Raw genomic sequence first — 14,792 nt, 5'->3', positions numbered from 1 at the left:
ATAAAAATGGATTAAATTGTAGTAATAACAAAAGAGGTTAATGCTCTAAAAGTGGTTTGAAAGAGTTGAATGTCTTTGAAATGATTGATTTTCTATAATTATATTCCCAAAAAATTCAAGATCTTTTTTGGGATGTAATACATTATCTACAATGAATCTTAACAAAAGCTTTTTATTTGATTTTCTGTGATACCTTCAATTAATCCCAGCTCACTAATCAAAAATTCATGTGCGTTATCTAACATTTTCTTTTCGCTTGCATTAAGTGCTTTTTCTTTCTGCATACGTAATAAATCACGTACAACTTCAGCACCTTCTTGTATTTTACCCGTTTTTATTTTATCAGTGTTTAATTTATACCTTTGTTTCCACGTAAGTAATCTATCTGATTCCCCATGCTGAAAAATATCTATTATGTTTGTTAATGCCTTTATATCTGTAACTGGTCGTATATTTGAACTCAATATTTTCCCCATAGGAATCATTACTTCCATATTACTAGCCGACATTTTTATAACATAATACTGTCTTTTTTCTCCTGAGATTTCCTTTTCTTCTATGGCTTTAATTATACCTGCTCCGTGCATTGGATAAACGATGTTATCGCCAATTTGAAACAAATAATCCACCTCCATATATGGTAACCTTCTCAATCTTAACACACATTTATTTTTTTAGCAAAATTTTTATAATATCACAAAATTATTTTCTATGTCAATTTATTTACACATAAAAATTCAAGCTGTACAGAAACACTAAAAAACCCGCGATTTTGTTACATTTCTACACCCATTTTCTCCAATTTTATATACCTTGTAAAACAAAAAAAACACATCACTACATATAAGTAGCGATGTATTTTTATATAATGACAAAAACGGTTGCTTCAAAACTTCACACACGATCCTTCGCTTATATACTAACCTGTTTACTAATCGTTTCTCGCGCTAAAAGAAAACTCATAATCACTTGCGCAGCTACTCTACTCGTCATATCCCTAAAATCAAGAGTTGGATCAATTTCTACTATATCCATCCCGTGAACGAGTGGCTCTTTACCAAGGAATTCAATTGCATCAAGTAAAGTTGTACTATCCATCCCACCAGGGCCAATTGCTGGACAGCCCGGCGCAAACGCTTGGTCTAGTACGTCCATATCAAGAGAAATATAAATAGAAGTCACATCTTGTTTTCTTAATACTTCAATACTTTCTGAAATAAGATCTTTTATTTTTCGCTCTCTTACATCTTTCATTGTATACACTGTCACGCCATGCTCTTTTGCATATTCATGGTACGCTCGTGCATTTGAAAAATTACGAATCCCAATTTGAACGAGCTGTTTTCCTGTAATCACATCATTTTCTAGCAAACTACGGAACGGTGTACCATTTGATGGACCACCATCATCTAAATTACGTAAATCATGATGGGCATCAAATTGAATAATACCGACCTTCCCTTTACTATTTGCAAAACCAGTTATACTCGGAAAACTAATCGAGTGGTCACCACCAAGAACGATTGGTATCATTTTCGGATTTACTTTCGTCAAGTGACCAACTGTTTTCGCAATTCGGTTATGACTCTCTTTTATATCTGTCACATGCATCGTAATATCACCACAATCATGAAGAACACTTTCTTTCATATCGTGTTCTTCTGTAATTGCGTACGTGCTATATGCATCCAACATTGAACGAATTGTTTTTGGTGCAAAACATGCTCCTGAATGACTAATAGATGGTTTAGAAAGGGGCGCTCCAATTAAGGCAGCACCGAATATTTCCACACCTTCCTCCCAATTTTTAATCATTTCGCTCCATTTCGTCACTTCCCGATCGATAAACTTTGCATTTTTCTTTAAATAGTGGCCGTGCTCCACGATTGTTCACCTCTTGTATATGCGATATTCCCATTCTTCCATACTGTATTTACATGACTTACGCCGTAATGGTACGGTACGTAAGCGTAATTATAAGCATCCCATAAAACTAAATCCGCCTTACGACCAACTCTAATTTTCCCAGCTACATCGCCTCGATTAATGGCATAAGATGAGTTCACTGTTACCGCATTCCAAACTTCTTCTGGTGTCATTTTCAGTTTCAGCATCGCAATGCTCATAATAAGCTGAATGTTTTCAGTTGGACAGCTACCTGGGTTAAAGTCTGTAGCTAAGGCAACTGCAACACCTTCATCAATCATTTTGCGGCCGCGTGCGAAGCTTTCTTTATTTAAATAGAAAGTTGTTCCTGGTAATAAAGTTGCTACTGTATTAGAATTCGCAAGCATTTCAATTCCTTTATCAGAAGCGCCAACTAAATGGTCCGCTGATGCTGCACCAATTTCAGCCGCTGCTTCCGCACCACCAAGAGGGTCGATTTCATCTGCATGAATTTTCACATCAAAGCCAAGCTCTTTCGCTTTTAATAAAAATTCTTTTGATTCTTCTACAGAGAACACACCTGTTTCACAGAAAATATCAACGAACTCAGCTAATTGCTTCTCTTTCATTTCTGGTAATAGATCTAGCATCCATTGTAAAAATTCTTTCGATCTTCCTTTATACTCTTTCGGAACTGCATGAGCACCTAAAAATGTTGAAACTAAATCAATTGGATGCTCTTTTTGTAATTGTGCAGTTGCCTCTAATTGTTTCCATTCTGTCTCATCATCCAATCCGTAACCACTCTTCGCTTCTACAGTTGTAACTCCGAAAGATAGCATACGGTCTAAATGGAATTTAGCTTTTTGAACAAGTTCTTCTTTCGACGCTTGTTTCGTTGCATTTACAGTTGAAAGAATACCTCCGCCTTGTTCTAAAATTTCCAAGTACGGAACTCCTTGTAGTTTTAGCGCGACTTCATTTTCACGAGATCCACCAAATACAAGATGAGTATGCGGATCAACAAGACCAGGAGACACCATTTTCCCGCCGCAATCAATAACCTCTTTCGCTTGTAATCCTTTAGCTTCTTCCGCTGTTCCAACAAAAGTAATTACACCATTTTCAATTCCAACCGCACCGTTTTCAATAACAGGAAGCGTATTCATCGCTTCCTGTCTTAACAAGCCATCTTCTTGATCCATTGTTAGTAATTGACCGATATTTATTAGTAAAGTGTCCAGCATGTTTCTTCCTCCTTATTTCATCATTGGGATGTTAACGCCTTTTTCTTTCGCAGTTTGAACCGCTAAGTCATAGCCAGCATCAACGTGACGAACAACACCCATACCAGGGTCAGAAGTTAATACGCGTTCAATACGTTTTGCTGCTGCTTCTGTTCCATCTGCAACGATAACCATTCCAGCGTGAAGTGAATACCCCATACCAACGCCACCACCGTGGTGAACAGATACCCAGCTTGCACCGTTTACACTGTTAATTAATGCATTTAAAATTGGCCAGTCTGCTACTGCATCACTACCATCTTTCATAGATTCTGTTTCACGGTTTGGAGATGCTACTGATCCACAATCTAAATGGTCACGGCCAATAACGATCGGTGCTGATAATTCACCATTAGCCACCATTTCATTAATAATGCGGCCAAATTTCGCACGCTCACCATAACCAAGCCAACAAATACGTGATGGAAGACCTTGGAACTCAACTTGCTGACGTGCCATACGGATCCAATTACATAAATGCTCATTATCCGCGAACTCGCGTAAAATAACTTCGTCTGTTTTATAAATATCTTCTGGATCACCAGAAAGTGCTACCCAGCGGAATGGTCCTTTTCCTTCACAGAATAATGGACGGATAAATGCTGGAACGAATCCCGGGAAATCGAAAGCATTTTTTAATCCTTCATCGAAAGCAACTTGGCGAATGTTATTTCCGTAATCAAATGTAATCGCGCCTTTTTCTTGCATTGCAAGCATTGCTTCTACATGTTTTTTCATACTTTCTTTTGATAATTGTACGTAACGTTCTGGATCTTCTTCACGAAGCTTCGCTGCTTCTTCTACTGTGTAACCTACTGGAATATAACCGTTTAATGGATCATGGGCAGAAGTTTGATCCGTAACTAAGTCAGGGATAATATTACGGTTTACTAACTCAGGTAAAATTTCTGCTGCATTACCTAATAATCCAATTGAAATAGGCTCTTTCTTCTCTTTATATTCGTTTGCAATAGCCAATGCTTCTTCTAATGATTCTGTATACTTATCACAATATCTCTTTTCAATACGACGATCGATACTACGCTTATCTACATCAATAGCAATTACAACACCGCCGTTCATCGTTACAGCAAGCGGTTGTGCGCCACCCATGCCACCTAAACCAGCAGTAATCGTTACAGTACCTTTTAATGAACCATCGAAATGTTGACGTGCCGCTTCACCAAATGTTTCATATGTTCCTTGTAAAATTCCTTGTGTCCCAATGTAAATCCAGCTACCCGCTGTCATTTGTCCGTACATCATAAGACCTTTTTTCTCTAGTTCACGGAAGTGATCCCAGTTCGCCCACTTCGGTACTAAGTTTGAGTTCGCTAAAAGAACGCGAGGCGCATCTTCATGTGATTTAAAAATTGCTACCGGTTTTCCTGATTGAACAAGTAACGTTTCATCGTTTTCTAACGTTTTTAATGAATCAACAATTGCATGGTAGCTTTCCCAATTACGAGCTGCACGGCCAATTCCGCCATACACAACTAATTCTTCTGGTTTTTCAGCTACTTCAGGATCTAAATTGTTCATTAACATTCGAAGTGCAGCTTCTTGAACCCATCCTTTCGTTTGTAACTCAGTACCTCTTGCCGCACGAATTGTTTGTTGTACTTTTTCCATTTCAATCTCTCCCTTTTCTCGTTTTATAGTGCTGCATTTACATCCAATCTTTCCTTTATTGAATAATTCGTTTTTAACCAATGCGCGATATTTTCAATATCCGTTGAGAATATACGGTCATTTGTAATAGAAGGCACTTGCTGACGACCTTGATGATAGAACGTTTTTGTAACTGTACTCATGTTTTCAATTCCGCGATATTCTGCTGCTTGCATCGCACAGATCATCTCAATTGCAAGAACGCGTCTTGCATTTTGAATAATTTGATGCGCATGACGTGAAGCGATTGTTCCCATACTTACGTGATCTTCTTGGTTAGCTGAAGACGGAATTGAATCTACACTCGCTGGATGAGCTAACGTTTTATTTTCTGAAACGAGTGAAGCCGCTGCATATTGCATAATCATGGCACCTGATTGAAGTCCTGGTTCTGGACTTAAAAATGGTGGTAAGTCATTTAATTGCGGATTTACTAGGCGTTCAATACGGCGCTCTGAAATATTTGCAAGCTCCGCCATCCCTACTTTTAAGAAGTCCATTGCAAATGCAATTGGTTGTCCGTGGAAATTACCACCAGAGATTACTTTTTCACCGCCATCAAAAATAAGTGGATTATCTGTTGCTGCATTCATTTCAATTTCTAATTTTTCTTTCACATAATTTAAAACTTGCCAAGAAGCACCGTGAACTTGCGGGATACAACGAAGTGAATATGCATCTTGTACACGAAGTTCTCCTTGTTTTGTCACAAGTTTACTATCATGAAGAATATCACGAATTCTGCTTGCCACTTCGACTTGCTCTTTATAACCACGCGCTTTATGAACATTTTCATCGAATGCATCAATAATGCCGCGTAATCCTTCCATTGTCATCGATGCAATTAATTCTGATTGATAAGCACTTGCTTCAGCTTCTATATAAGAAAGAACCCCTTGTGCTGTCATTGCCTGCGTACCATTGATTAACGCAAGACCTTCTTTTGCTTCAAGTTCAATAGGTTCAAGTCCTTCTTCTGTAAGAGCAACCATCGCATGAACTCGTTTTCCTTTGTAGAACACTTCACCTTCACCTAATAAAACGAGAGCAAGATGAGATAAAGGTGCTAAATCACCGCTCGCTCCTAGTGATCCTTGTTGCGGAACGACTGGATGAATTTTACGATTTACAAACTCAAGAAGCATGTTTACAACAAGTGGTCTAACACCCGATACTCCTTTTAACATCGTATTAGCTCGTAAAATTAACATACCGCGTGATACTTCTTCAGGGAATGGATCGCCTATTCCGCACGCATGTGACTGAATTAAGTTGTGTTGAAGTGCTTTTACATCATCTTTTTGAATAAGCACATCACTAAACTTTCCAAATCCAGTTGTAATACCGTAAACGACTTTTCCGTCCTCTACAATTTTCTCGACAACTTCGCGGCACTCTGCCACTTTTTGCATACTAGTTGGGCAAGCTGTTACACCTTCACCTTCAAGTAACAACCTCTTCATTTCTTCAACTGTCAATGTGTGTCCTGTTAACGTAATCATTCTTTTTCCTCCTTATAAAGGCAAAAGGGGACCTTATCTTTTTAAGACAGACTTCTGTCCTAAAAAATAAGGCCCCCTTCTAACTAATAGACTATGGGCAAATCATATGTGATTAATTCCTAAACCAATCGCCTCATGCTCAGATCCTTTTACAGGTGCACCAATCGTTCCATAAAGTGCAACAGCAACCCATTCGCCTTCTTTTTTTCCGTCGTATGGTGTACCGCGCACAATCGCAAAGCGAAGTCCTACTGTACGAAGAACGTCTGCTAACTGAATTTGACCTCTCGTCACTCCGTACAAAGCTTCCATAATCGCATGATAAAGTGCATGTGTTTCTCTGTAAACATCTGTTTCAATAACTCGGTTGCTCTTAGCCGCTGTTTCCATTGCTGCTACTACTTTTTGCGAATTCATAGAACCAACTTTCCCAGTACAATATTTCCAACCTTTCGGAATAGATAATACGGGACTTTCATTCTCATCCGCAAGTGCCAACAGCATGGCCATACGACCAATTCGATGTGTTCCTTGAAGAAGCATGTGACTCTCTCATTTCTTTTGAATTATTTGAATATTACTTAATTTAAGAATATATGAAAACGGTTAAATCGTCAATAGTTTAAAATATTATTCAAGCAATTTTTTATCCCTCTCATACTTGTACTTGTGTACACAATTTATTTACAGATTTTTTTCAGACGTGCTATAGTCTCACTAACAGATGCAAAGGGGCGAAATTTCAGTGGCGAAGCGAAAAGATATTCATTTTCGAATTGAAGAAAAATTACTTACAAGGTTTGAAGACGCACTCCATTACGAAGGTTTAAATAAAACAGATGTATTAACACATGCGATTCAGCAATTTTGCATAAAGGTGGAATGTGAAAAAATGAATGATGTAAAACGCCAATACAACGTAAGTAACCATTTACAAACACGTATCGATACGCATAAACATTACGAAGAAAAACAAGTGAATGTAGATGAAGTCGTCATTGAACATTTACAACTCCAAGGTGAAGAAAAAATATTAGAGGTCGGGTGTGCTAACGGAAAATTTCTTTCCCTTTTGCAAACTAATGGTCATAAAGGACATCTAACTGGTTTTGATCAATCCGAAACTATGCTTTCTGAAGCTGCTATAACGAATAATATGATTGAATGGAAACTCGGTGACGCTAGTAAACTTCCTTTCGAAGCTAATTGTTATGACCTGCTAATCGCAAGGCATATGTTATACCACATGAAAGATGTCGAAAAAACTATTCAAGGATTCCATAAGATAATTCGTCCTGGCGGCGCCCTTTTAGCTACAACAAATTCTAAAGTTTCATTACCTCGTATAGATGAAATGTGTAACAAAATGTTAGTCACATTTGATTTACCGAAAACATCACCGTCAGTAGCTCCATTTTGTTTAGAAAATGGTAAAGATCTATTACACTCTGTTTTTTCAACTGTTGAAGAAACAATTATTCATAATGCACTTGTTTTTCATCATGCCACTCCAATCGTTAACTATATTTCTAGCATGTTCCCGTCGCTGAATATACCTGATAATATGTCCCTTCACACCGAAATGAAGGAATGGCTAAAAGAAGAAATAGAAAATGATTTATCATTTCATAACGGTATATGGCGCGATCCGAAAACGTTAGTTATTTATCGATGTAAAAAAGAAAAGAGCTAGCATTCGCTAGCTTTTACACGTTTTCCGGTAAAAGATTCTCCATCATTATATTGCCCTTTCCACTATAAAAATTTGTATTATGTTCATTCACTACTCCAAAATAGGAGGCAATCGCTAGTCCAAATGGCACAAATGCATGTCCTTGTGCTGTAATAATATTTGCGTGCTGTACAACTTCTGTATACACAAAATTTTCTACTGGAAAACAATCTAATTTTTGATAATCTATAGTCACTGTATAAGAGATTTCTTTTAGTAAACCTGCCCTTGCTAACGCATACGGTCCAGCACAAATCGCTGCCACTAATTTTCCTTGCTCAGAAAATTGACGAATAACTGAAAAAAGCAGTTTCGCCTCTTTCATATGTATTTCATCTCCGTCCGGAATGATAATCCCCTCATATTCTTCTACACGCACTTCACTTAATTCTATATGCGGCTGTACTTGTAAGCCTGTTTCACTTATAATCATTTCTTTTGTTAAACTCGCTGTAATGATTTCATATTTCTTTTTCAGCAATGCTGTTGCTACCGTTATTTCAAACTCTGCAAATGTCGGATATACGAATAATAATATTTTTTTCATAGCCTTTTCTCCCTTAGCCACCCTATAAAATATGCCTCTAATTCGTCCACTGATAATATATTAGTGTCCACATAAGTTACCGGAAATTGTTTATACCATTCTTTTTCAACTTCTACTAATTTAAATTGTTCCTCAAATGTACTTCGATTTCTTGTCCTATCATTATTTCTCCTATCATACAAACTCTCTTTCGAAACATCTAAATAAAAAATTGCATCCGAACGGCATTCTCTTAATTTATACAATTCATCTTTTAATTCTGTTTCTATACCCCACTCTTTCCCTATCATCTTCGGATAAAAGAGTGTATAAAATTCAATATCTTCTGGTCCACGATCAAAAATCACGACTGAGCTTTTCACATTTTGAAACTCTATTATTTTTGCTTCAATAAACATTTTTTGATTTGTAATAAACCCCTCTTTTGAGTTCATATCTAAATGTAATTCTTTTCTTTTTTCTACAATTGGATATGGATTTTCGTATATAATTGAAAGCTCATATTGCTCTAACCTTTTTGCCAATGTTGTTTTCCCACTTGCCATCGGTCCTTGGAGTGAAATTACGTATGTCATCCCTCTCATTCCCTTGTACTGTATTACATGAATAATAAACAGAATTTTGAAAACTATCAACAAGATATATATCATCTTGTTTCTTATTCTTATCTAACTTATAATAAAAAATAGAGATTATGACGGACGCAAAATAATGTAAGCTTGGAAATCCAAGCTTACATTATTTTTTGCTTTCCCTTTTCTTATAAAAAGAGTATACTAGATTAGAACGTATGTTCTTAATAATTACATACAGTAAGGAGATAGAACAATGGTATACGACACAAAAGCAATTTCTTGGAATGCATCTTTAAAACAACTTCAACGCCGCTATACAAACAAACAAGTTGACCGAAAAGAATTTGAAGATATTGAACTGATGGAATTCTTCCGCGATAACGACTACATTCCTTTACCTACACATATAAGCGGCCTATCAACAACACGTTTTACTTCTTACTCTATTTTCACAACTGAAGATAAAGATCGTAAAGTTGGCACACTCATCATTGAATATGTAGAAAATGACAATGATATTTTATGTGTTGAACAACTATACTTCGTTTAAATCACAACGCTTGGTCAAAATGATCAAGCGTTCTTGCTTTCTATGAATCTCATTGCTTATAATATAAATAAAATACAAAATATTGCTTTCGTTAAAGGAGGGCATACAATTGCTTGAAGGATGGTTTAGTTGGTTTATAGTCGTTTGGACTGTTGTATTATTAGGGCTTATGTCCATTGGTGGATATTTCATGTTCAGAAAATTCCTAAAACGGTTACCGAAAGAAGACGGTATGTCCATTTTGGATTGGGAAGATCACTATATTAATAAAACAAGACACTTATGGGCTGACGAACAAAAACAATTGTTAGAAGAACTAGTCAGTCCCGTTCCGGAATTATTTCGCGATGTTGCTAAGTCAAAAATTGCTGGCAAAATCGGAGAACTAGCATTACAAGAAAATGCCTCTAAAATTACACAAGATTTAATTATTAAAGGATATATCATCGCCACACCGAAGCGTGATCATAAATTTTTAGTTAAAAAACTACAAGAAAAAAAGATTGATTATTCTCATTATCAATCTTTACTAACAAAATACCCTTCGTAAAAAAAGATTGCTATTTTATAGCAATCTTTTTTATAAGCTCAACTTACAGTTACTGATTTTGTAGCAATTAATCTCGCTTTCGCTAAATCTATCTGTAACCCTACAGCACTCGTATAAATCGTATCACCAGTACCTGTAATATTTACAGAGGTATATGTTGTATTCGCAGCAATTGATCCTGTTGCATTTATATTTGCAATATTAGATTCGGCTCAAGACACTTAAGCTAAGCGAAATTTCGTCATTAACATTCCACTTTCATGTTGTATCAGTACCATCAAGTGGAGTAATTGTTAATGAAGGAACGTCTCCTATACGATCCAACCTAATCTAACTTAGCCACCAATTACCGATGATAAAACTTCAAACCAAATAGTATTCCTTATATCGGTCCATTCGTAACGTCAAACTTAAATTGCTTCTTCGATGGTCGACAATTTATACATCACAACTAGAATTGAGGAAGTTACCTTTCAGTGATTAACAAAAAACAACGTCTAATCAGACGTTGTTTCTTTATACATATAACACTCTTTACGTTAACTTCATATCTTTTTCATTATAAAAACCGTCTTCTTTTTCCATTTCCTTTTGTAATTTCGTAAAGGAACGGTACATTGCAATTCTCCATGAAACGATCATTGCAAACGCAAGTAAGAAGAACATGCCACTAAGTTGTCCTAAATCAAGAGATTGGCTTAAGTATGTTTTAAATACAATCCGCACGACAAGTAATCCAATTAGTATAAAAACAAATGCTTTTGAACGCTTCAAATAAATCTCTTGTCCTCTAATTTCAAATTTAGATGTTTTAATAAGAAAAATAGAGAAAAACAAACCGACGCCAATTGCTTCTAACATTTCTGCTGGAGTTAATCGAAATTCAGGAAAAACAAACATCAACGCTCCCGTGCTCATAAAAAATGGGGGAAGTATAATTTTTTTCAATGTTGCAGGTTTCTTAGCTGCTTTTAAACGAATAAACATCGCACCGACAGCCATACAAACAGCAACGATACTTGATAACAGAACTATGTTCATATTTTCTCATCCTTTTTTGTGGCTATATGCAAAATATAATTTTATTATATGCTTTTCCGTTAGTATTTCCAACATTTTCACAGAATAATACTAAAAACCGGTAAAACCACCAAATAAACTTGAGAAATATACGATAATTTTCGTCATCCAGTTAAAATATAGGAAGATACCCATGACGATCATAACGTATCCTCCAATCTTCATGAATTTCATACTATTTCTTTTAATCCAAGACATTTTCGTAATAAAGAATGAAAGTACGAAAAACGGGATAGCAAACCCAAGTATGTATGCTATCATATAAATCATTGCTGATTCTGGATTTGTTGCTGCTAATCCAATGACAGACACTAAAATAGGTCCAGTACAAGGCGTCCACCCTGCAGCAAAGGCCAACCCAATTAGAACGGATCCAAAATAGCCACTCGGACGATTTTTAAACGTAAATTTACGGTCTTGCATTAAAAACTTCGGTTTAAACACACCGACAATAATAAGACCGAACACGATGATAAATATACCGCCTAACTGTCTAATTAAATCTTTATAATTTGTAAAGATGCCTCCAATAAAACTTGTACCAAATCCAATTGCAATAAAAATAATTGAAAAACCAAGTAAGAAAAACGCTGTATGTATCATACTTCTTTTGCGAAGCATTGCATTTTCTTCTTTCAATTCAGAAACCGACATACCTGTTATGTATGATAAAAATGCCGGATAAAGCGGTAAGCAACATGGGGATATAAATGATAAGAACCCAGCTCCAAACGCTAAAAAAATACTAATATCTTGCATTATTCCACTCCTCTCCTCTCCTCTTCAATATTGTAGCAAAAACAATTGAAAATACTATGGACATTTCATGAATTCACTTTTCCAACATGACAATAAGAAAAACTACCCTTTCACACATTTTCTAATAAAACGTTTTCATTCCCTTCTATTATATAGAAAAATCTCAATTGAATTATGAAACTCTTTCTAATTGTTACTAACATAACAAAGGTTCCACAGTTTCTCAAATGATTAGCACATTACAATTGACTTCACACCTATTGGCCTTAAAAATTTTTTTCAAATGCTGTCTTTATACAACATAAAGCTGATTTTACAATACTTTAATTATTATTAATTTCAAGATTATGCATAAATATCATACTTTTATTATTATTCTATAAAATTTTGCACTTTTCTTTCATTTGACCCTTCATTTTTAATTTTGTATACTTCCCTCTAGTTATATATGTCCGTTACGGAACAATTTCATATAGATGGGAGGAATTTTTCATGCTTCGTTATTCTCTTTTAGTTTTATTAGGAGCGTGTAGTTATGGGGTTTTAGCTATTTTTGTTAAACTTGCATATGCAGAAGGGTTTTCACTTGGAGAGGTAATTGGTAGCCAGTATTTGTTCGGTTGGATTATTTTACTTGCTATTACACTTCTATTTTCTAGACATCGTGTTCCACTAAAACAAATGTTAATTTTATTCGTCGCAGGAACGTCTGCAAGTTTTACTGGAATTTTTTATTACGCTTCTTTAAAAACTGTACCAGCTTCTATTGCAATTATACTTTTATTCCAGTTCGTTTGGGTTGGGATTATCATTGAAGCAGTCGCAACAAAAACATTACCTTCAAGAGAAAAAGTTATTTCAGTAATCTTCTTACTTGCAGGTACATTTTTATCAAGTGGGTTATTAGAAACATCAGCTGGTGATTTCGATACGACTGGAATCATTTTAGGCTTATTATCTGCTGTTACATTTGCAACATACATTTTCGTAAGCGGGAAAGTTGCCGTTGAAGTACCTTCATTAACACGCGGTGTCCTTTTAATGGCTGGCGCTTTAACTTTAGTCATGATCGTATTCCCGCCAACATTTATTTTTAATGGGGCGATCTCTCAAGGCCTTTGGAAATACGGCTTAGGATTAGGAATATTTAGTATCGTTATTCCATCTATTGCCTTTACAATTGGCATTCCAAAAATCGGTTCTGGATTAGCAACTATTCTTGGTGCAGCAGAACTGCCAGTTACAACAATTATGTCTGTATTCGTTTTAAAAGAAGCTGTACTATCTTCACAATGGATCGGTGTATCACTTATTTTAATCGGTATCGCAATTCCGCAAATTGCATACGCAATGCGTGGACGTTATAAAAAATTGCATACTCATAAAAAAATTGCAGCATAAAACGAGAGAGGATTTTCATTTGAGAATCCTCTCTTTTATTATTGTATAATTAATACAAATATTTCACTTAAGAAAGAGGGCATAATAAGTGGCATCTATTCCTGATCAATTAACAGAAAAACTTATTTCCATTCGCCGGCATTTACATGAAAATCCAGAACTATCATACGAAGAATTTGAAACGACAAAAGCGATAAAAAATTGGTTAGACGAGGCCAATATCACTATTATTAATTCCAATTTAGAAACAGGAGTTATCGCTGAAATTTCTGGTAATAAAAACGGACCAGTTGTAGCGCTTCGTGCTGATATCGATGCCCTTCCTATCCAGGAAGAAACAGACCTTCCATACACTTCAAAAATACAAGGTAAAATGCATGCTTGTGGGCATGATTTTCATACAGCTGCTATTATTGGTGCAGCCTATTTATTAAAGGAAAAAGAATCTTCTCTTAACGGAACTGTCCGCCTTATATTCCAGCCAGCTGAAGAAAGTAGTAATGGTGCTTGCAAAGTTATTGAAGCTGGGCATTTACGTGGCGTGCAAGCTATTTTCGGTATGCATAATAAACCTGATTTACCAGTAGGTACAATCGGTATTAAAGATGGGCCACTAATGGCCGGAGTTGATCGATTTGAAATTGAAATCCATGGTGTTGGTACACATGCAGCTGTGCCTGATGCCGGCGTCGATCCTATCGTTGCATCATCTCAAATCGTTATGGCACTTCAAACGATTGTAAGCCGAAATATTAGTTCTTCTCATAACGCTGTCGTAAGTGTAACAAACATTCATTCAGGGAATACGTGGAACGTTATTCCCGAAAAAGCAATATTAGAAGGAACTGTCCGTACATTCCAAGCTGAAACACGTGAAAAGATTCCGGCATTAATGAAACGTATCATTAAAGGCGTTTCTGATGCACTAGGTGTAAAAACAGAATTCCGATTTTATCCAGGTCCTCCTGCCGTTCAAAACGATAAAGTACTCACTGATTTTTCTATTCATATTGCAGAGAAAATGAATCTAAACGTTATCTCTCCTACACCATCCATGGCAGGAGAAGACTTTTCTTTTTACCAACAAGAAATACCAGGTTCATTCGTCTTTATGGGAACAAGTGGTACACATGAATGGCATCATCCAGCTTTTACAGTAGATGAAAAAGCATTGCCTATTAGCGCAGAGTATTTCGCCCTATTAGCCGAAGAAGCTATTCATCAATTATTACAAACAAAAAGCCGTTAAGTT

The 14,792-nt window shown here is 36.0% G+C and carries 15 protein-coding genes; 5 read left to right on the top strand and 10 right to left on the bottom strand.

What is annotated here, in order from left to right; translation table 11 throughout:
• Positions 1-158: 158 nt before the first annotated feature.
• From MKX66_RS01610 to hutP, 6 genes are all read right to left on the bottom strand, one after another.
• A complete protein-coding gene (locus tag MKX66_RS01610) occupies positions 159-620 on the bottom strand; it encodes a CarD family transcriptional regulator (RefSeq protein WP_170935206.1) in 462 nt (153 codons plus the stop codon).
• Between the two features lie 292 nt (positions 621-912).
• Positions 913-1,884 carry a formimidoylglutamase gene (gene hutG / locus MKX66_RS01605; RefSeq protein WP_215590060.1) on the bottom strand — a complete coding sequence of 324 codons (972 nt, stop codon included), beginning with the start codon at positions 1,882-1,884 and terminating at the stop codon, positions 913-915.
• A complete protein-coding gene (gene hutI / locus MKX66_RS01600) occupies positions 1,863-3,134 on the bottom strand; it encodes an imidazolonepropionase (RefSeq protein ID WP_002190400.1) in 1,272 nt (423 codons plus the stop codon). Before hutI ends, hutG begins: the two co-directional genes overlap by 22 nt.
• Before the next feature lie 12 nt (positions 3,135-3,146).
• Positions 3,147-4,805, bottom strand: a complete 1,659-nt coding sequence (gene hutU, locus MKX66_RS01595) for a urocanate hydratase (protein ID WP_002033512.1) — start codon at positions 4,803-4,805, stop codon at positions 3,147-3,149.
• 23 nt (positions 4,806-4,828) lie between these two features.
• Positions 4,829-6,346 (bottom strand): histidine ammonia-lyase, encoded by a 1,518-nt coding sequence (gene hutH / locus MKX66_RS01590; protein ID WP_002033511.1) that lies wholly within the window; start codon positions 6,344-6,346, stop codon positions 4,829-4,831.
• A 102-nt stretch (positions 6,347-6,448) separates the two neighbouring features.
• Positions 6,449-6,889, bottom strand: coding sequence for a hut operon transcriptional regulator HutP (hutP, locus tag MKX66_RS01585; RefSeq protein ID WP_000926519.1), 441 nt, complete (start codon positions 6,887-6,889; stop codon positions 6,449-6,451).
• 181 nt (positions 6,890-7,070) lie between these two features.
• Between hutP and MKX66_RS01580 the strand changes: the two genes are divergently transcribed.
• Positions 7,071-8,039: a class I SAM-dependent methyltransferase gene (locus MKX66_RS01580; RefSeq protein ID WP_085960791.1), complete on the top strand. Its 969-nt coding sequence runs from the start codon at positions 7,071-7,073 to the stop codon at positions 8,037-8,039.
• Between the two features lie 13 nt (positions 8,040-8,052).
• On the opposite strand, the gene MKX66_RS01575 is transcribed toward MKX66_RS01580, so the two are convergent.
• Positions 8,053-8,625 (bottom strand): DJ-1/PfpI family protein, encoded by a 573-nt coding sequence (locus MKX66_RS01575; RefSeq protein ID WP_033709344.1) that lies wholly within the window; start codon positions 8,623-8,625, stop codon positions 8,053-8,055.
• Entirely contained in the window at positions 8,622-9,200 is a 579-nt protein-coding gene (locus tag MKX66_RS01570; RefSeq protein WP_033709342.1) for an AAA family ATPase, read from the bottom strand. Before MKX66_RS01570 ends, MKX66_RS01575 begins: the two co-directional genes overlap by 4 nt.
• Positions 9,201-9,453: 253 nt before the next feature.
• On the opposite strand from MKX66_RS01570, the gene MKX66_RS01565 reads away from it, so the two are divergent.
• Both MKX66_RS01565 and MKX66_RS01560 read left to right on the top strand, forming a co-directional pair.
• On the top strand, positions 9,454-9,750 hold the full coding sequence (locus tag MKX66_RS01565) for a hypothetical protein (RefSeq protein WP_002033506.1): 297 nt from the start codon (positions 9,454-9,456) through the stop codon (positions 9,748-9,750).
• A gap of 109 nt (positions 9,751-9,859) precedes the next feature.
• On the top strand, positions 9,860-10,300 hold the full coding sequence (locus MKX66_RS01560; protein WP_061674208.1) for a DUF2621 domain-containing protein: 441 nt from the start codon (positions 9,860-9,862) through the stop codon (positions 10,298-10,300).
• Between the two features lie 534 nt (positions 10,301-10,834).
• Here the strand turns inward: MKX66_RS01560 and MKX66_RS01555 are convergent.
• A complete protein-coding gene (locus MKX66_RS01555) occupies positions 10,835-11,341 on the bottom strand; it encodes a CcdC family protein (protein WP_002014224.1) in 507 nt (168 codons plus the stop codon).
• Between the two features lie 90 nt (positions 11,342-11,431).
• On the bottom strand, positions 11,432-12,139 hold the full coding sequence (ccdA, locus tag MKX66_RS01550; RefSeq protein ID WP_001152684.1) for a cytochrome c-type biogenesis protein CcdA: 708 nt from the start codon (positions 12,137-12,139) through the stop codon (positions 11,432-11,434).
• Positions 12,140-12,631: 492 nt separating this feature from the next.
• Here ccdA and MKX66_RS01545 point away from each other — a divergent pair, with 492 nt between their 5' ends.
• Together MKX66_RS01545 and MKX66_RS01540 are read left to right on the top strand one after the other, a co-directional pair.
• Positions 12,632-13,540 carry an EamA family transporter gene (locus MKX66_RS01545; protein WP_341085346.1) on the top strand — a complete coding sequence of 303 codons (909 nt, stop codon included), beginning with the start codon at positions 12,632-12,634 and terminating at the stop codon, positions 13,538-13,540.
• A gap of 88 nt (positions 13,541-13,628) precedes the next feature.
• Positions 13,629-14,789 carry a M20 peptidase aminoacylase family protein gene (locus MKX66_RS01540; protein WP_215590062.1) on the top strand — a complete coding sequence of 387 codons (1,161 nt, stop codon included), beginning with the start codon at positions 13,629-13,631 and terminating at the stop codon, positions 14,787-14,789.
• Positions 14,790-14,792: the final 3 nt, after the last annotated feature.

The sequence above is a fragment of the Bacillus sp. FSL R9-9530 genome (assembly GCF_038008145.1).
Taxonomy (GTDB): domain Bacteria; phylum Bacillota; class Bacilli; order Bacillales; family Bacillaceae_G; genus Bacillus_A; species Bacillus_A mycoides.
This window is presented reverse-complemented; position numbering and strand designations above follow the sequence as displayed.